Origin of the sequence: Nonomuraea sp. NPDC049655 (assembly GCF_044465465.1) — a bacterium.
Classification (GTDB): Bacteria; Actinomycetota; Actinomycetes; order Streptosporangiales; family Streptosporangiaceae; genus Nonomuraea.
Window position 1 is genome coordinate 331,453 of record NZ_JBITLS010000013.1, and the last position, 17,851, is coordinate 349,303.

Genomic DNA, 17,851 nt, shown 5'->3' on the forward strand with positions numbered 1-17,851 from the left:
CCATGGCAACGATGTACGTCGACGAGGATCTGGTCACGATCGAACTCGGCCGCTGGGAGCGGTTGCTCACCGGTCACGGCCGGTACGCGTGCCCGCTCGCGTCCGTGCGGGAGGTGCGGGTCGCGGGCGAACCGTTGCGCGTCCCGCGCGGCGCGCGCAAGGGGCTGAGCGTGGCGGGCCACGTCAAGATCGGCGTGTGGGGCCTGTTCGGCGGGCGGCGGCAGCTCGTGTCGGTGACCGGCGACACGCCGGCGGTGCACCTGCTGCTCGACCGCGCCGCGTCCGGCGGCGAGTTCGACGAGGTGGTCCTCTCCGTCCCCGACGCCGGCCGGGCCGCCGCCGCGATCCAGGCGGCGGTCCAGGCAGCGGTGCGGGCGGCGGTCGCGTGACCGGCGTCGAGGTCACCGGCCTGACCAAGCGGTACGGCGCGCTGACCGCCGTCGACGACCTCAGCTTCACGGTCCGGCCCGGGGCGGTCACCGCGTTCCTCGGCCTCAACGGCGCCGGGAAGACCACGACGATGCGCATGATGGTGGGCCACGTCACCCCCACCCGCGGCCGCGTGACGATCGGCGGCCGACGCTACCGTGACCTGCCGCGACCGACCACCGTGGTGGGCGCGACCTTCGACGCCGCCTCCTTCCATCCCCGTCATTCGGTCCGCGACCATCTGCGCGTCTACGCCGCGATGGGCGGCCATCCCGATCGCCGGGTCGGCGACCTGCTGGGCCTGGTGGGCCTGGCCGGAGCCGCCGGGCGGGCGACCGGCGCCCTGTCCACCGGGATGCGGCAGCGGCTCAACCTGGCCACCGCCCTGCTCGGCGACCCCCGGGTGCTGCTGCTGGACGAACCGGGCAACGGCCTGGACCCCGAGGGGGCGGCGTGGCTGCGCTCGTTCCTGCGCGAGATGGCCGCGCAGGGCCGGGCGGTGCTGGTCTCCAGCCACGTGCTGGCCGAGGTGGAGCAGGTCGCCGACGACGTGGTGGTCATCGGGCGGGGGCGGCTGCTGGCCGCCGGCCCCCTGCGCGAGCTGTGCGGCACTGAGCAGGACGTGCTGGTGCGCACCCCCGACGCCGCCGCCCTGCGCGCGGCGCTGGCCGCCGAGGCCGCGCAGGTGGACGTGGCCGGCCCGCACGACCTGCGGGTCCGCGGCCTCGATCCGGCGCGGGTCGCCGCCCTGGCCGCGGCCCACGGGCTGCCGGTGCACGGCCTGACCACCGAACGCCCCACCCTGGAACGGCTCTTCCTCGGCCTCACCGGCCAGACGGCGGGCGTGCGAGAGCGGGCGGGCGCGGTCGGGGAGGCGGCGGGCGCGCCGGACGGGGCGGGCGCGGGCGGGAAGGCGGCGGCATGACCGGGTTCGTGCGGGCGGAGTTCCGGCGCCTGCTGGCCACCAGGATGTGGTGGGGCATGCCGCTGGCGGCCGTCCTGCTCGGGGGCGGTCTGATCGGGCTGCTGGCCCTGGTCGGGCCGGAGAACTTCGAGCCGCCGATGCCGGGGCTGGACACCGAGGCGGGGGTGCGGGCCGTCCTGGGGTTCCTCGGGTTCACCGCCTTCGTGCCGGCCGCCGTCGGGACGCTCGCCGTCACGTCGGAGTACCGGCACCGCACGGTGAACTTCACCTTCCTGTTCGCGCCGGACCGGTGGCGGGTGCTGGCGGCCAAGCTCGTCACCTACGCCGTGGCGGGCCTGGCGTACGGGCTGGTGCTGGCCGGGACGGCCGGGGCGGCGCTGTTCGGCGTGGCCGCGGCCCGCGGCGTCGAGCTGGGCCTGCCCGCCGGGACGATCGTGGCGCTGCTGGCCCGGCTGGGGGTGGCGATGGCGGTCTACGTGGTGCTGGGCGTGGGCATGGGCGCGCTGATCCGCAACCAGGTCGCGGCGCTGTGCGTGGTGATCGGCTACCTGTACGGCGGCGAGCTGGCGCTGATCATGATCCCCGGCGTGCGGGAGTTGTACCCGTGGCTGCCCGGCGGCGCGACCTCGGCGCTGACCGACTTCACCGCCGTGGCCGACGCGCTGGCCGCCCAGCTGTCGAGCGAGCCGGTCCGGCTGCTGTCACCGGCCGCCGGGGCGCTGGTCCTGCTGGCGTACGCGGCGCTGGCGAGCGCGGCCGCCGTCCTGCGGCCGCTCCGCCGCGACGTGGCCTGACCTGGCGCGGGCCCGGACGGCGGCGTCCCTGCCGGCCTTCGCCACGGCCCACGACGTGCCGCCGGACGCGGCGGCCGGAGGACCAGCGCGTCCGGCGGACCCCCGCGTCCGGCGGGTGAGCCCCGGGCGCGGGGACCGGGTTCGGTCCGCGTGCCCGGGGCCGGGGATCAGAAGAAGCCGCCGAGGAAGTCGTCCAGGCCGCTCTGGTCGATCCATCGGGTGACCCGGGCGCCGGTCTCGGCGATCGTGCCCGTCCGGGTGTTCTCCGGCTCGATCTTCTCCGGTTTGAAGATCTGCTTCTCCGCCTGCCCGGAGCCCTGGGGCCTGGTCAGGCTGGGCGGCGGCGGCCCGTCCGGGTACATCTTGCCGTCGCGGTAGACGGTGTAGGACTGGGTCGGCTGCGTCGTGCCGTCGTTCCGGTAGACCTGGCTGGGTCTCGGCTGCGCCGGCTGCCTGGCGGCCTTCGGCGGCGACTGCCGTTGCACCGCCCGATGACTGGTCGGACGCTGGGCCGGACGCCGCGCCGCCTGGGCGCGCCGGGCCTGGGCCGCCCGGTAGCGGTTGCGCTCCCGCGCCGCCTGCGTGGCCCGCCGCTTGGCCGCCGCCTCGGCGGCCTTCCTGCGTGCCTCCCTCTTGGCCGCCGCGGCGGCCCGTCTCTTGGCCGCCGCCGCGGCCGCCTTCCTGGCCTTCTCCGCCGCCTTCTTCCTGGCCGCGGCCAGCGCCCTGCGCTTGGCCGCCGCCGCGGCCTTCTTCTTGGCCGCCTCCAGCGCCTTCTTCCTGGCCAGCGCCGCCGCCCGCCGCTTGGCCGCCGCGATGGCCGCGCGCCGCGCCGCCGCACGGGCCGCCGCGAGCGCCGCCCGCCGGGCCGCCGCCTGCGCCAGCTTCCTGGCGATGATCCGCGCCGCGATGCGTGCCGCGATGCCGACGGCGATCCAGAACAGCTGGCCGTCGGGGTCGCTCATGCTGATGGGGCTGTTGTTGGCGTAGGCGTAGGCGTTGAGCTGCTGCGGGTCCTCCTCGTCGATGATGGGGTCGACCGACAGGAAGCGGCCGTTCTTCGGGTCGTACTCGCGGGCGCCCAGGTGCACGAGCCCGGTCGTCGGGTCCTTGGTGCCGCCGACGAACGACCGCTGACCCGGCCACCATGGCGGCGGCGACCCGCGGTCCTCGCCGAACGGCGTCATCCGCCGGACGGCCAGCTCGCCGGTGCCGCCGTTCACCGCGGCCTGCGCGGTGCCCTGGTGGTCGGCGGCCAGGAAGTAGACCTGGTTGTCGGGCGTGCGGACCGCGATCGGCTCGCCGTTGATGGTGTAGTAGCGGGTCTGCTCGACGGCGTCCTTGGCGAAGTCGAAGCGCAGTTCCATGTCGTCCACGTACAGGGTGGCGTCCGTGGCGGTCTTGCGCAGCAGCCGGTCGCCGTCGGCGTCGTAGAGGAACGACGTCGTCTTCCCGGCCTCCGTGACCGACTCCAGGTTGCCCTCGGCGTCCCAGACGAGGGTCTGGTCGGACGTGCCGACCTTGCGCCTGGTGGTGTTGCCGGCCTCGTCGTAGGCGAACAGGTCGGCCCCGATGCTCTGCACCGCGTGCGGCTGCTTGGCGCCGGCCGCCGGGTAGACCGAGGTGCGCACGGTCTCGGGCGCGCCGCCCCAGGCGTGCCTGGTCTCCTTCACCCGGTTGCCGGTGGAGTCGTAGGCGTAGCTGACCGCGTACGGCGCCACACCGCCGATCTTGTCGGAGGCCGGCGTGCCGCTCGCGCAGTCGTCGTTGGCCGTCCACGCCGAGGTCATCCGGCGCAGGTGGTCGTAGGTGAAGCACTGCGTGTCCTGGCCGCCCGCCCGTTCGGCGATCTTGGTGATGTTGCCGGCGGCGTCGTAGGCGTAGTTGAGGTCGAGGTCGGTGGCGGCGGCGCCCTCCCGGTCCAGCCGCATCCTGGTCAGCCTGCGGGTGGACTCGTCATGGGTGTAGGTGAGCCAGGTCTTCTTGCCGCCGGAGCCCAGCTCGTACTGCAGGGTCTCGCCGAGCTTGGAGTAGCGGGTCGCGGTCACGTACGACGACAGCCCGCTGACCTTGGTCGGCTGGCTGAGCTCGTCGTAGGAGTAGACCACCGACTCGGCCTCAAGCCCGCCCCCGGCCGGGAAGCTGACCGACTGCACCTGGTCGTCGAGGGTGTAGCGGGTGTTGAGCACGTACGAGCCGGCCAGCTTGCCCTCCCGCTCGGGGACGGTCACCGTCTCGCGCAGCGTGCGGTAGTCGGAGTCGATGGCATTGATCTCCGCCTTGTAAGCCTGCCCGCCCGCGTACCGGATGCTGGCGTTCATGTGGCCCTTGGCCAGCGCGTCGTACTTCCACTCGGCCAGCAGCGCGCCGGTGGCCGAGCCGTCGCGCAGCTCCTTCTTGCGGCCGAGCTCGTCGTAGACGTACCAGAGGGTCTTGCCGCGGGCGTCGGTGGTGCTCACCAGCTCGTCGGCGTCGTTGTACGTCATCGTGGTGACGCCCTTGTCGGGGTCCTCCGTCTTGATCTCCCGGCCGCGCACGTCGTAGTGGTGGCGCCACACGTTGCCCGCGGCGTCGGTCACCGTGGACAGGCGGCCGGCGGGGTCGTAGGTGTACTTGGTGGACTCGTACGGGCCCGTCGGGGTGGCGCCCTTGTACTGGCGCAGCTCGATGAGCCGGTCGTCGGCGTCGCCGATGCGGGTCGTCGCGGTGCCGCCCGCCGGCGGCGTGATGTTGACGCGGTCGCCCTGCTGGGTGGCCGAGACGCGGTACCTCTCCACGCCCTTGGCCTTGAGGATCTGGGCGTTGACCTCGCCGGCGCCGTCGAAGACCGACACGACCTGCGTGGGCACGTCGGTGTCGGCGACCGCGAGCAGCTCGGTGGCGGGGGTGCCGGTGGCGAAGTAGCCGGTGTTGGACTTGCTCACCTCGCCGAGCGAGTTGTAGAAGGTGTCGGTGATCGTGCGCCCGTCGCGCAGCGCCGGGTCCTGCGTCTGGTCGTCGCGGGGGGCGGGTTCCTGCGTCTGGCGCTCGCGCATCAGGCCGTCGTACAGCTCGTGGCTGACGGTGTAGCCGCCGTCGGCGCGCAGCGTCTTGGTGGTGACGACGCTGGGGCCGTCGGTGCGCATGGTGTAGGCGTACTCGGTGCTGGGCGACTGGCCGGCGGCCTTGCTGCGGTCCGGCTGCCAGACCTTGACCAGGCGGCCGAGCGCGTCGTGCTCCATGTCGGTGCGCCGGCCGTTGGCGTCGACCTCGGCGACCGGCTCGCCCCAGGCCGGCTCGACGAGGGTGCGCTCGACGTGGCCGAGCTGGTTGGTCTCGACGATCTCCGTGGCCTGGGCCCCGGTGGCCGGGCTGTAGGTGATGGTGGACTTCGTCCCGACCGGGCCGGTCTCGCTGGTCTCGCGGCCGTAGACGTCGTAGGTGTGGGTCCTGTCGGTGACGGTCGACCCGTCGGCCGCGCCGAGCTGCTGGACGGTGGTCACGTCGCCCCTGGTGGGCGCCTGGCCGTAGGCCTTGTTGTCGTACTGGACCCGTTCGTCGGAGATCACCTCTCCGGCGGCCAGGGCCGAGACGGCGGTGCCGCAGCCCGCGGCGACCTTCTGGATCCTGCTGGCGTAGTCGAGCATCCAGGCGGTGTCGTTGCGGGCGTAGGTGTAGCGGGTGCACTGGTCGTCGTCGGCGGTGGCCAGGTCGCCCTTCTCCTCCACCTGGGTGAGCAGGCCCTTGGCGTCGTACGAGCGCTCCTCGCCGGTACGCCGCCACGCCCCGCCCGCCAGCGCCGTGCGGGTCACCATCGACTTGGGCTCGACCACGTAGGCGGTCTTGGTGACGCCGCCCTGCGTGGACTCGGCGGTCTTGAGCGACCACGGCTCCTCGGCGGTCGCGGTGAGCACCGTCGCGCTGTCGCCGTCGTAGAGGATCTCCTCGCGTTCGAAGCCGGACAGCTGGTCGAGGTCGTCCAGCTTGCCGCCCTCGGTGTCGACGACCTGCGCGACGCGCTTGGAGCCGTCGGCCTGCCTGTCGCCGTGCATGCCGCGGAAGTACCTGAACTCGGTGAGCGTGCGCCGGGTGTCCTGCCCGTCGCCCTCACGCACCCGGACGCGCCCGAACCCGCGCCAGTCCGACCAGGTGCGCTGCTCGGGCTTGACGAGGATGTTGTCGGCGTAGTGCCAGGCCGCGCCGTCGAGGTACTCGTAGTCGGTGACCACGTTCGGCGAGCCGGCGACGCGGTCCACCTCGACGGTCTGGGTGACGACGTACTTGTGGAACCAGTCGGTGACCTCACCCTCGTCGGGCGGCGCCCAGCGCTGCGGGAAGCACAGCCGGTTGTTCTTGTCGGCCGCGGCGGGCACGTCGCCGGGCTTGCAGTCGGCCGCGGCGTAGTTGACCCGCAGCTCGCCGCCGGTCTCGTTGTTCACCGCCTGGACCCGCCACTTGACCAGCGGCGCGCGTCCTTCGTTGGCGTCCACCCGGTTGGGCAGCTGCACGCCGCTGAAGGTGATCTTCGGCATGGTGAGGGTGCCGCCCACGTGGCCGCTCTGCTGCACCGAGGCCAGCCACAACGACGGGCTGAGGCCGTCGCCCGTGGCGGGGAACTGGTGGGTCAGCGTCCAGGAGTCGACCGGGCTGTACTGGCCAGAGGCGCCGAGCACCTGCGTGGTGACCTTGGCCAGGCGCTTGCGCGAGAAGAACGTCGGCGACAGCCGGTCGGTGCACTTGACCCCGGCGTCGCAGATCTGGTCGAACGGCACGTCCGGCCAGGACGCGGCGGTCTCCTTCTTGAGCTGGTCGGCGGCGCAGGTGACGGCGCCGGAGGGCAGGCAGCGCTCGGCCACGTCGAAGACCACCCGGGCGGCCGGGGCCTTGGTGAACAGCTCGTTGCTCAGGTAGCCGTAGTCGACGCGGGTGAGGTACGCGCCGCGCACGTACACGGTGCCCAGCTCGGGCTTCATGCTGCGGCCGTAGTAGTTCTTCTCGGTCTCGTACCAGTACGTGGTGGCGTTGCCGTGGGTGTCGACCGCGTAGTCGAGGTTCCATCGGTAGGCCTGCTGGCACCAGGCGTTGGCGGGGGTGCTGGAGTAGCACGGCTCGCCGCTGTTGTTGCCGAACACCGGCACGGTCTGCACCGACTTGGTCTCCGGCTTGCCGGTGACCCAGCCGGGCAGGCGGTTCAGGCCGAAGCTGTACTGGGTGCCGTCGGCGGTGGTGACCCGCCAGTACTCGCCGTTGTTGTCGCCGTTGGCAGCCCCGGTGAGGTACTCGATGCGGGTGCCGTCGTCGCGCTTGGGCCGCCACTGCTTGGTGGTGGCGTCCTTGACCAGCTCGACGGCGGAGTTGCCGAGCGACAGGGTGGCGTTGTCCTGGTCCCAGCACAGGTCGCCGGTCTTCTTGCCGTCGATCATGCACGCCTTGTAGCGGCGTTCGACGTAGCCGCTGGGGTTGAGTTCGAAGCCCTCGCCCACCCAGGACGGCTGGTTGTTGGTGGAGACGGTGCGGCCGTCCACGCTCTGGGAGGAGTAGTCGAGCGACAGGTCGGGCTCGTCGCCGCCCAGGGCGGGCGGGGTGCGCAGGTCGTAGCTCCAGGAGAAGTCGCCGGACTGGTTGCCGACGCTCCAGCTCGCCGAGGCGGCCAGCGAGGTGGCGGCGTGGTCGCCCGACGGGCCGGAGGCGGCGGCGGTCACGGCGTACAGGCCGGTGGTCTCGACCTCGGCGGTCAGCTTGCCCGCCTTGGCGTCGTTGTCGCTCCTGACCGGGCGCGGCGCGGCGCAGGTGGCGGCGGCCTTGGCGTCGAGCGCGCACTCGTCGAGCTTGACCATGCGCAGCCGGGCGCCGTAGTCGCCGCCGAAGGCGTACCGGAAGCCGGAGTAGTCGATCTCCAGCCGGGTCTTCCCGTCCGCCTTGGCCGCCGTGACGCCCTGGCCGGGCGAGACGCGCATCGCGACGCCGAGCAGGTCGGTCCTGAGCAGCTCGACCTTGACCGGGACGGCCTCGGCCGCGGCCACGCCCTTGGCGGCGGGCGCGAGCCGCACCGGGAACCCGGCGGAGAGCGTGGCGGCCCCCTCGGTGGCGCCGCCCAGCTCGGCGGTGCCGGCGGCGGGCCAGGCGACCTTGGGCGGGGCCTTCCACGCCTGTTCGGCGGCGGGATCGGCGAGCGGCGGCAGGACGGGCACCTTCCCGCCCTTGACCGGCGTCTCCTTCTGCACCGCGGGCGCCTTGCGGGGCGCGGCGGAGGCGGGCATCGCGTACGCCATGGGCGCCAGGAGCACGACCGTGAGCACGGTCGCCAGCCTGCGCGGCCAGGCGGTCTCGGGCTTGACGCCCTCGAAGCGGTTCCAGCGGGGGTCGGGGGCGTCGGGCTCGGCGGCGGGCTGCTGAAAACGATTCCAGTTGGGCTCTGGCAGGTCTAACTCACTGTCCACGGATTCTCCCAGGGAGGGGCTACTGGGCTGCTAGCTGGGCTATCTGCTCGGCGCTGAGCACGCCGTCGTACGTGCGGACGTCGTCGACGGTCCCCGGCCAGTAGCCGGTGAAGACGCCCGCTGTCCTGGTCCGGCCCAGTTGCAGGGGGCCGGTGGCGGACCAGGTGCTCACGTGGGGGGTGACGGTGGTGGCCGACAGGCGGCCGTTGACGTAGACGCGCAGCTCGCCGGCCAGGGCGTCGTACACGCCGGCGACGTGCGTCCATTCCAGGGGGGCGGGGACGGCGTCCGAACGGGTGCGGACGAGGGCGGCGGTGTCGGTGTCGGCGGCGGCCATGCCGAGGGCCCACCGCCCCTGTTCCTTGTCGAAGCCGAGCTGGAACCCGGCCGCCCTGGCGCCCGGCTGGGCGACGGCCGCGGTGTCCTTGGCGGGCAGGTAGTCGAGCTGGGTCCAGACGGCGACGGTGAACCCGGAGCCGGTGGCGACGGCGGGCGCGGCGGTCTGGGCGTAACCGGTCGCGCCGTCGAGCGCGAGGGCGCCGTCCAGCCAGCCGTCGGTCCAGGTGGCGGCGCCGGCCAGCGCGGCGGGCGTGGCCCGGCCGGAGGAGTCGGCCGCCGACAGGCCGCCGTCCTCGTCCAGCTTCCAGTGGCCGACCAGCGTGGCGGCGCTGTTGACCAGGTCGGCGACCTCGTCGGCGAACATGGCGCGGCCGTAGAGCCGCACGTCGTCCACGTCGCCGGGCCAGAAGTCGGCCGCCGCGCCGGTCGCCTTGCCGCGGCCGATGGTCAGCGGGCCGGTGGCGTTCCACGGCGCGGGGACGGCGGCCGAGGACTCCAGCCGGCCGTTGACGTAGAGGGAGATCTGGCCGGACGCCGAGTCGTAGACGCCGGTCAGGTGGGTCCACTCGTTCAGCCGGGGCGCGGCGGCCGACAGCGCGCGCACTGCCGTGGCGGCGTCGGCGTCGGCGCTGGTGACGGCCAGCGCCCAGCGGTTGTCGGCCTTGCTGTACTGCAGGGAGAACGCGCCGGTCCGGCCGCCCTCCTGGGTGACGGCGGTGGCGGAGGCGGCGGTGCCGGTCAGCCGGACCCAGGCGGCGACGGCGAAGTTGCGTCCGGTGTCGGCGACCGGGCCGCCGGTCTGTGCATAGGCGCCCGCCAGTCGCAGCGCGCCGCCGGTGCGGCCCGAGGTCCAGGTGGCGCCGTACAGGGTGGCCGGGTGGGCGCCGGCGGCGTCGGCGGCGGTGCCGCCCTGGCCCTCGTCCATGGGCCAGTGGCCGGCCGGTCCCCGTCCGGCGTTGACGTTGAAGACGTACGTGCGGATCGGGCCGAGCTGCCCGGCGCGGTCCTTGCTGCGCACCGACAGGACGTTGGGGCCGTCGTGGCGCGGGGTGAGGGTGATCGCGGCCGTGCCGTCCTGGGCGGGCGGGACCTCGGTCTTGGGGGTGGTGTCCAGGCCGTAGACGTAGGCGGCGACGTCGGTGACGCCGTTGGGGGCGAAGGTGAACCGGCCCGCCAGGCCGACGCCGTCGCTCCAGCCGTTCTCGGCGAACCGGTCGGAGGACACCTCGGGCTCCCGGCCGGGGGCGGTGGCGTCCACGGTGGCCTCGCACCAGGGGCTCCAGGCGCTGTTGGCCTTGCCGTCCTCGGCGCGGACCCGCCAGCGGACCAGCGCGCCGTCGGCGTACAGGCTCTGCGGGACGAGGGCGGAGAAGGCCGTGCCGGTCGAGCCCACGGGGGTCAGGTACTCCCCGGCCTTGGTCCCGTCGGCCCGGTACCACTCGAAGCGGCCCCTGACGGAGTTGTCGGCGTCCTTGAGCCGGGCCCAGAGCTTCGGCGTCGGCGTGCTGATGACCGGCCGGTCGTCGCCGGAGACGCACGGGCCGCCCGGGTCGGACCAGGCGTCGGCCGCCACCGGGTCGGCGGGCAGCGAGTTGTACTCGATGACCAGGCTCGGGTTGTTGCGGAACTTCTTCCAGGCGTACTGGTCGGTCTCGCTGGTGGCGCGGAGGCCGACGGTGATGTTGGCCCACTTGTTGGCGGCGGCGTCGGCGACCTGGGAGGTGACGTCGAACTCGACGCCGCCGGGCAGGCAGGCCGAGCCCCAGCCCTTGGCCACGTTCACCGTGGACAGCTTCTTGACCCACTTGGGCTGGTTGCTCCAGGTGGTGCTCTTGCTGATCGTGTTGGTGGACCACGCCTCGACCGCGCGGGCGCTGCACGAGTACGACCAGGTCTCGTACGTGCGCAGCGTGCCCTTGATGATCTGCTTGCCGTGGATCGTGGAGCCGGTGTTCATCTGGAAGAACGAGCGGTTGGTCTGCGAGTTGACGTGCCCGACGCGGGCGACGTCGCTGGAGTTGAGGTAGTTGGAGCTGGGCCAGTTGCTCCACACGGCGGTCCAGGCGCCGCGGGCGGCCGAGAAGTACGGGTCCAGGAACACCGGATACCGGGTCTTCGGGTCGCTCATCATCGCGCGGTCCGGCCGCAGCCGCAGCTTCCTGCCGTCGAGCGAGACGCCCATGGTGGCCTGGCGGGCCTCGGGCGCGCGGCCCTCCTTGACCGCGGCCTCGCCGGCGCCGGTCGAGTCCCACATCGTGGGGGTGGGCGCGATGAAGATCGTGCCGCCGGTGCGGTCGACCGCCTCCAGGTTGCCCGCCTTGTCGGCGGTCAGCGACAGGCCGCTGACCGACAGCGGGAAGTCCAGGTCGGGCAGGGCACGCGCGGCGGCCCGCGTCTTGACCACCAGGACGTGGGAGAACCCGTCCACGTCGGCGGTGACCCGCAGGTCCACGCCGGGCAGCACCTCGGGGTAGGTGGCGGTGTCGCCGTCGAGCGAGGGCCTGGGCAGCGTGCCCGGCCAGGTCAGCTCCAGGGCCTTGCCGCCGCGGTACAGGCGGGCGAGCGGGCCGCCGCCCCCGCCGGAGAAGGTCAGCCCGGCCGCCGTCGCCACCGGCTCCACCGCGCCGTCGGGACGCAGGCGCAGCGTGGTGTCCACGGGCACCCAGCCGGCGGCCTGGCGGACGCGGACGGGGCGGGCGTGCTGTTCGAGGGTGAAGGTGCCGTCCGGGCGGGCGAAGACCTGGCGGGTCTCGCTGCGCATCGACTCGATCTCGACCGGCCGGCCGGTGCGTCTGGCCGTGGCGGTCGCGGCCGTCTCCGGCGCGAGAGGCGCGGAGACCGCGGGGGGCGCGGGGGGCGCGCTCGCCGCCGGAGGCGCGCCTGCCTCCGGCGGCTCCGCGCCGGCGGGCGGCACCGCCGGGATCGTGAACGCCAAGACAGCCGCGACCAGCCCACGCCCAACCCGCATCGGTCCTCGCATGTCGACCAGAGGTCCGCGCGGGACCAGGCGATCTTCGATTGACGAACGGATTGTCACCCGCGTAATGCCGTACGTCTAGATCTTCTGGCGAAATTCGCCATAAGTTGGGACACGTCTGGAAGGAACCGCCGTCAGCCGTTCGCGGACCCCGTCACCGGGGCGCGGCGGCGAGTTCGGCGACCGCCGCGACGACCAGGTCCACCTCCTGCTCGGTGTTGTAGTAGTGCGGCGACAGGCGCAGGCACCAGTCGACGTCCTTGTCCCCGAAGTCGAACTGGGCGAAGTGCCGGAAGCTGAGCGCCGAGTTGACGCCGCGCGCGTCCAGCGCCGCCTTGAACGGCTCCGCCCGCCAGCCCTCGACGGCGAAGGTGACCAGGGCGCCCAGCCGCCGTCCCCGGTCGAGCACGCGCACCCCGGCCAGCGCGGCCAGCCCGTCGCGCAGGCCGGCGGCCAGGGCCGGGGTGCGCCGGGCGACGGCCTCCACGCCCACCCGGCGGGCGTAGCGGGCGGCGGCCGCGCAGCCGAGCACGACGGAGTAGGGGAACTCCCAGTCCTCGAACCTGGCCGCCGTCGCGACCGGCTCGTAGCGGCCCGGCTCGGTCCAGCGCGCGCCGTGCATGTCGATGAACAGCGGCTCGTACCCGGCGTCCAGGACGCGGTCGGCGACGTACAGGAAGCCCGAGCCGCGCGGGCCGCGCAGGAACTTGCGGCACGTGGCGGTGAGCAGGTCGCAGCCGATCTCCTCGACGTCGACCGGGTACTGGCCGACGGACTGGCAGGCGTCCACCAGGTAGAGCAGGTCCAGCTCGCGGCAGTGCCGGCCGATCTCGGCGACCGGCTGGACCAGGCCGGAGTTGGTGGGGATGTGGGTGGCGGCCACCAGGCGCGGGCGGTGCCGGCGCATCAGCGCGGCCATGGCGGGCACGTCCACGCCGCCCTCGGGCAGGTCGGGCGCGTGCACGACCCGTACCCCGAACCGCCTGGCCAGTGAGAGGAAGGCGATCTGGTTGGAGATGAAGTCGTTGCGGGTGGTCAGGACGACGTCCCCGGCCGCGAACGGGATCGCCGACAGCGCGGTGGAGAAGGCGTGGGTGGCGCTGCCGGCGAAGGCGATGTTGCGGGGAGCGCAGTTGATCAGGGCGGCGGTCTCGGCGTAGAAGTCGGCGACCTGCGCCGCGCGGGCGGCGGCGGCCTCGTAGCCGCCGAGGTGCGCCTCCAGCCGCAGGTGGTCGACCATCGCGGCGAGCACCGGAGCGGGCAGCAGGCCGCACCCGGCGTTGTTGAAGTGCACGACCTCCTCCGCGCCCGGGGTGTCGGCGCGCAAGGCCACGACGTCCAGAAGCGATTCCGCCGAAGTGCTGGAAGCGCTATCATCGATTCTCATGTCCGACAGTAGCAGTTCGGCCGAGCTGGCGACCAGGATGCGCACGATGATCGACCGGCTCTCGCCCGGCGACCGGCTGCCGAGCAGCAGGGAGCTGATCCGGCGCTACAAGGTCGGCCCCGCCACCGTGTCCCAGGCGATCGCCGCGCTGGCCGCCGAGGGCGTGGTGGTCACCCGTCCCGGCAGCGGCACCTACGTCGCGGCCCCGGCGCGGCGGCGCGCCGGCGTCCCCGACACCGCGTGGCAGAGCGTCACCCTCGCCGACCGGGCCGTGGACACCCGCAGCCTCACCGGCGCGGTCGGCGCGCTGCCCGAGGGCACGATCCTGCTGGACGGCGGCTACCTGCACCGCTCGCTCCAGCCCACCCGCGCCCTGACCGCCGCGCTGGCCCGCGCGGCCCGCCGTCCCGACGCCTGGGACCGCGCCCCGGCCGCCGGCCTGGCCTCCCTGCGCGGCGTGTTCGCCACGATGGCGGGCGGCGGCGTGAGCGCCGAGGACGTCCTGGTCACGGCCGGCGGGCAGAGCGCCCTTTCCATGGCGTTCCGGGCGATCGCCGGGCCGGGCGACCCCGTCCTGATGGAGTCGCCCACCTATCCCGGGGCGATCGCCGCGGCCCGAGCGGCCGGCCTGCGCCCGGTGCCGGTGCCGACGGACGCCGACGGCCTCAAGCCCGACCTGCTGGCCGACGCCTTCGCCCTGACCCGCGCCCGCCTGCTCTACTGCCAGCCGACCTACCACAACCCGACCGGCGCGGTGCTGGCCCCGGGCCGCCGGCGCCAGGTCCTCGACACGGCCCGCGCGGCCGGCGCCTTCGTGATCGAGGACGACTTCGCGCGCCACCTCGGCCACGGCGCGCCGGTGCCGCCGCCGCTGCTGGCCGACGACCGCGACGGCACGGTCGTGCACCTGACCTCCCTCACCAAGCCGGCCGCGCCCAGCCTGCGCATCGGCGCCCTGACCGCCCGGGGCCCGGTCATGGAACGCCTGCGCGCCGTGCGGCTGGTCGACGACTTCTTCGTCGGCCGCCCGCTGCAGGAGGCGGCGCTCGACCTGCTCACCTCCCCCGCCTGGGAACGGCACGTCCGGTCGCTGGGCGCGGCGCTGCGGGAGCGGTGCGCGACGCTGGCCGCCGCCGTCCTGGCCGAGCTGCCCGGCTGGACCCTCGACCGCGTGCCCGCCGGCGGCCTGCACCTGTGGGTGCGCCTGCCCGAGGGCGCCGACGACGCCGTGGTCGCCGACGCGGCCCGCCGCGACGGCGTCGCCGTCAGCGCCGGCAACCGCTACTTCGCCACCGAGCTCCCGGCGGCCTTCCTGCGTCTCGGCTTCGCCGCGACCGCCGGGCACGCCGAGCTGGCCGAGGCCGTGCGGCGGCTCGCGGAGGTGGACCGCGCGCCGGCGGCGTCCCGGTAGCGCTTCTGGGTCAGCCCTGTGCCCAGGCGGTCGCCGTCCAGGTCAGCGCGTGCGTGGCGGCGGACTTGCGGAGCAGCCTGAGGTGGACGACCTGGTGGTCCTCCGTGACGACGCACAGGCCCATGCCCGTCCGCATGCGGGCGAAGGTGAGCGAGGAGCCGAGCGGGTTCAGGTTCACCGCGTCCACGCAGGCGGCCGGGCCGGTGGGGGTCAGGTCGACGCCGTTCTGGAAGTGCGAGAAGTCGGTGCAGGGCGGGCCGCCGGGGAGGGTGAAGCGCACGTTCTCGTACTCCTTCTCGTACTCCTTCTCGTACTCCGGCAGGGTCGGGGAGGGCACGGCGGCGGCGCCCGTCCAGAGGGCGAGGGCCGTCCTGGCCTTCCGCGGGCGGGCCGGACGCGTCGGCGAGCCGCGCGGCGGCGCGTAGGTGTGGAGCGTGGACGCCACCGCCGCGGGCAGCCAGGGACCGGCCGCCGCGTCCCCGGCTCCTCCGGCGAGCGCGGCGACCTCCGCCGGGGCGGGCCGGTCGGCCGGGTCCTTGCTGAGGCAGCGGGCCAGCGGCCCGGCCAGGGCGGGCGGGCATCCGCGCAGGTCGGGCTCCTCGTTGGCGATGCGGTGGAAGAGCACGTCCGCCGGGCCCTCGCCGAACGCGGGCCGTCCGGTCAGGGCGAAGACGGCGAGCTGGCCCAGCGCGAACACGTCCGTGGCCGAGGTCACCGGCAGGCCCTTGACCTGTTCGGGGGTCATGAACACCGGGGTGCCGACGCGCATGCCCGTGCGGGTGAGGCAGGTGGCGTCCACGGCGCGGGCGATGCCGAAGTCGATCACCTTGGGCCGGTCCTCGGCCAGCAGCACGTTCGAGGGCTTGAGGTCCCGGTGGACCAGCCCGGCCGCGTGGATGCCGATCAGCGCCTCGGCGACCCCCGCGATCAGCCGCCGGACGGTGGCCGGCGGCAGCGGACCGTGCTCGGCCACGGCCTGGTGCAGGGATCGCCATCGGGACTCCAGGGCCGGTACGGGGGTCGTCCGCGTGGACCCGGGGGCGGCCGATCGGGCCCGCCCCGGCGTCGCACGGGATCATTGTCGGCCCGTCGAGGCGTACGGCGCCTGTCCTGTATTCGTCCCACACCGTGTGTGGTGCGGGCGGCCGTCAGCGGACGGCGATGGCCTCCTCTACGAGCGCCACGGCGGCGCGCGGGTCGGCGACCTCGATCACGAGCCGGGCGTAGCGTTCGTCGGCCAGCTCGATGACCACGGCCTTGGCGGCGTCGTGCACGTCCCAGAAGACCTTCTCACCGTTGAGGTGGAACGTTCCCGCCGTGATGACGCCGGGCAGGTGGGCGCCGGGCGCGCGCACCCCCTTGGGGTCACCGACGATCCCGGGGTCGGCGGTGGCGCCGCGCACGTTGGCCAGCGGGATGACCAGCCGGCTCTTCAACGCCCACAGTTTGTCCAGGCCCTCGATCTCCACGACCAGCGTCTGTCCGTCAATGCTGATCCTCGCCATGTCATGCTCCTTGGTGGTGGTGGTTGAGCCGGTGGGCCAGAGCGGCGCCGGCCCGGTCGATGTCGGTGTTCGCGGTCCCCGCCCTGGCCCGCAGTCGCAGGCCGAGGAGGGCCGCGGTGAGCGCGAAGGCCAGGCCGTCCTCGGCGCCCTCGCTCCCGGACGCCGCCGTGGCGGCCTGGTCGAACGCGGCCAGCACGGCGGCGAGCCGGTCGGCGACCTCGCGGTCGACCGGCGCGCGTTCGACCGCGGCCAGCAGCAGCAGGTTGAGGCCGACCTCGGCGTCCGGCTCGGCGGCGGCCACGCGCAACGCCTCGGCCAGGTCGCCGGCGGCGGCGATCCGGTCGATCAGCGGGTTGACGTCGTGCTCCAGGGACCAGCTCAGCGCGGCCTGGTAGAGACCGCGCTTGCTGCCGAAGGTCTTGTACAGGCTGTTGCGGTGGACGCCGAGGTGGGTCACCAGCTCGTCCATGGAGATGCCGTCGTAGGACCGGGTCGAGAACAGCTCCGCCGCCGCCCGTACCACGGTGGCCTCGTCGAATCCTCTTGGTCGTCCCATGCCTCGATCGTAGACAATAAAGGAACGTTCAGTCAAGAACGTTCATTCCTAAACCTCCGAGACGTGCGCCTGGACCGCACTGGGAGGATCGGGTCATGTCCGAACTGCGCCGGCGAACAGCGGCCCTCGTCTCCAAAGCCGGCTACCGCGACGACGAACCGATCGTGGCCGGGATCCACCGGCGCGGCGCGCCGCCCGTCCTCGTGGCGCGCGGGGTGACCGCCTCCGGTGCCCCGATGAGCGCCACGACCGTCCTCTATGCCGCGTCGCTGTCGAAGCAGATGACCGCGGCGTGCGCGGCGCTGCTGGTCAGAGACGGGGTGCTGGACGTGGAGTCGCCCCTGTCGGGGTGGTTGCCGGGCCTGCCGGGGTGGGCCGGCGCGATTCGGATCAGGCACCTCGTCCACCACACGGCGGCCCTTCCGGCGGACGCCGAGATCGACGCGCTCCAGGGCTCCGCCGACCGCACCACGCCGGGCATCCTCGCGGCCCTCACCCGCTTCCCGGCCCTGGACCGCCCGCCGGGCACCGGGCACGTCTACTCCAACGCCGGGTACGTCTGTCTGGCGGCGGTGCTGGAACGAGCGTCCGGCCTGACCTTGCCCGATCTCGCCCGCCGCCGGCTCTTCGCTCCCCTGGGGATGACCGGCACCCGCTTCTGGCCGGGCCCGGACCCCATGCCGGCGGGCGCCGCGCCGCTCGTCCGCCTCCGTCCCGCGCCTCTGTCACTCGGGGACGGGGGCGTGTGGACGACCCTCGGCGACCTGCTGCGCTGGAGCCAGGCACTGAACGCGGACGAGCTCGGCGTCTCATCGCTCATGCAGACCCCGGGACGGCTCGACGACGGGACGCCGATCGACTACGCGTGGGGAATGGGCGTACGGTCACATGCCGGACATGTCGTCTACCGCCACGGCGGAGGCTGGACCGGACTGCGCGCCCTGCAGGCCCGCATCCCCGACCTGGACGTGAGCGTCGCGCTCATCGCGACCCGCGACGACACCGACCGCCGGATACCGCTCCTCGACACCCTCCTCGAAGCAGCGCTCCAAGCCCCCTGAACCGGAACGACCACCCCCCGTGCGGACGGTCGCGACCGACGAAACGCTGGA

The 17,851-nt window shown here is 73.9% G+C and carries 11 protein-coding genes; 5 read left to right on the forward strand and 6 right to left on the reverse strand.

Going from position 1 to position 17,851, the window contains the following annotated elements; genetic code table 11:
• The first annotated feature begins 2 nt into the window (after window positions 1–2).
• The 3 genes from ACIBQ6_RS37340 to ACIBQ6_RS37350 are packed head-to-tail and all read left to right on the forward strand — an operon-like array spanning window position 3 to window position 2,148.
• The gene (locus tag ACIBQ6_RS37340) at window positions 3–389 is read left to right on the forward strand and encodes a hypothetical protein (RefSeq protein ID WP_397217840.1); all 387 of its coding nucleotides are present in this window, start codon (window positions 3–5) and stop codon (window positions 387–389) included.
• The gene (locus tag ACIBQ6_RS37345) at window positions 386–1,354 is read left to right on the forward strand and encodes an ABC transporter ATP-binding protein (RefSeq protein WP_397217842.1); all 969 of its coding nucleotides are present in this window, start codon (window positions 386–388) and stop codon (window positions 1,352–1,354) included. Before ACIBQ6_RS37340 ends, ACIBQ6_RS37345 begins: the two co-directional genes overlap by 4 nt.
• Window positions 1,351–2,148, forward strand: coding sequence for an ABC transporter permease (locus tag ACIBQ6_RS37350; RefSeq protein WP_397217844.1), 798 nt, complete (start codon window positions 1,351–1,353; stop codon window positions 2,146–2,148). The genes ACIBQ6_RS37345 and ACIBQ6_RS37350 overlap by 4 nt, the downstream gene beginning before the upstream one ends.
• Before the next feature lie 167 nt (window positions 2,149–2,315).
• Here ACIBQ6_RS37350 and ACIBQ6_RS37355 read toward each other — a convergent pair whose 3' ends face one another.
• The 3 genes from ACIBQ6_RS37355 to ACIBQ6_RS37365 all read right to left on the reverse strand — a co-directional run bounded on the left by ACIBQ6_RS37355 (window position 2,316) and on the right by ACIBQ6_RS37365 (window position 13,213).
• Window positions 2,316–8,564 (reverse strand): RHS repeat domain-containing protein, encoded by a 6,249-nt coding sequence (locus ACIBQ6_RS37355; RefSeq protein ID WP_397217847.1) that lies wholly within the window; start codon window positions 8,562–8,564, stop codon window positions 2,316–2,318.
• 19 nt (window positions 8,565–8,583) lie between these two features.
• Window positions 8,584–11,871 (reverse strand): LamG-like jellyroll fold domain-containing protein, encoded by a 3,288-nt coding sequence (locus ACIBQ6_RS37360; RefSeq protein ID WP_397217849.1) that lies wholly within the window; start codon window positions 11,869–11,871, stop codon window positions 8,584–8,586.
• 163 nt (window positions 11,872–12,034) lie between these two features.
• Complete coding sequence (locus ACIBQ6_RS37365; protein WP_397217851.1) at window positions 12,035–13,213, reverse strand: aminotransferase class V-fold PLP-dependent enzyme; 1,179 nt, start codon at window positions 13,211–13,213, stop codon at window positions 12,035–12,037.
• A gap of 52 nt (window positions 13,214–13,265) precedes the next feature.
• Here ACIBQ6_RS37365 and ACIBQ6_RS37370 point away from each other — a divergent pair, with 52 nt between their 5' ends.
• Complete coding sequence (locus ACIBQ6_RS37370; protein WP_358300326.1) at window positions 13,266–14,678, forward strand: PLP-dependent aminotransferase family protein; 1,413 nt, start codon at window positions 13,266–13,268, stop codon at window positions 14,676–14,678.
• Between the two features lie 10 nt (window positions 14,679–14,688).
• Here ACIBQ6_RS37370 and ACIBQ6_RS37375 read toward each other — a convergent pair whose 3' ends face one another.
• The 3 genes from ACIBQ6_RS37375 to ACIBQ6_RS37385 all read right to left on the reverse strand — a co-directional run bounded on the left by ACIBQ6_RS37375 (window position 14,689) and on the right by ACIBQ6_RS37385 (window position 16,739).
• Window positions 14,689–15,684, reverse strand: a complete 996-nt coding sequence (locus ACIBQ6_RS37375; protein WP_397217892.1) for a serine/threonine-protein kinase — start codon at window positions 15,682–15,684, stop codon at window positions 14,689–14,691.
• 142 nt (window positions 15,685–15,826) lie between these two features.
• Window positions 15,827–16,183, reverse strand: a complete 357-nt coding sequence (locus tag ACIBQ6_RS37380; protein ID WP_358300312.1) for a hypothetical protein — start codon at window positions 16,181–16,183, stop codon at window positions 15,827–15,829.
• A gap of 1 nt (window position 16,184) precedes the next feature.
• Window positions 16,185–16,739, reverse strand: coding sequence for a helix-turn-helix domain-containing protein (locus tag ACIBQ6_RS37385; protein ID WP_358300309.1), 555 nt, complete (start codon window positions 16,737–16,739; stop codon window positions 16,185–16,187).
• Window positions 16,740–16,834: 95 nt separating this feature from the next.
• Here ACIBQ6_RS37385 and ACIBQ6_RS37390 point away from each other — a divergent pair, with 95 nt between their 5' ends.
• Window positions 16,835–17,800 (forward strand): serine hydrolase domain-containing protein, encoded by a 966-nt coding sequence (locus ACIBQ6_RS37390; RefSeq protein WP_397217853.1) that lies wholly within the window; start codon window positions 16,835–16,837, stop codon window positions 17,798–17,800.
• Window positions 17,801–17,851: the final 51 nt, after the last annotated feature.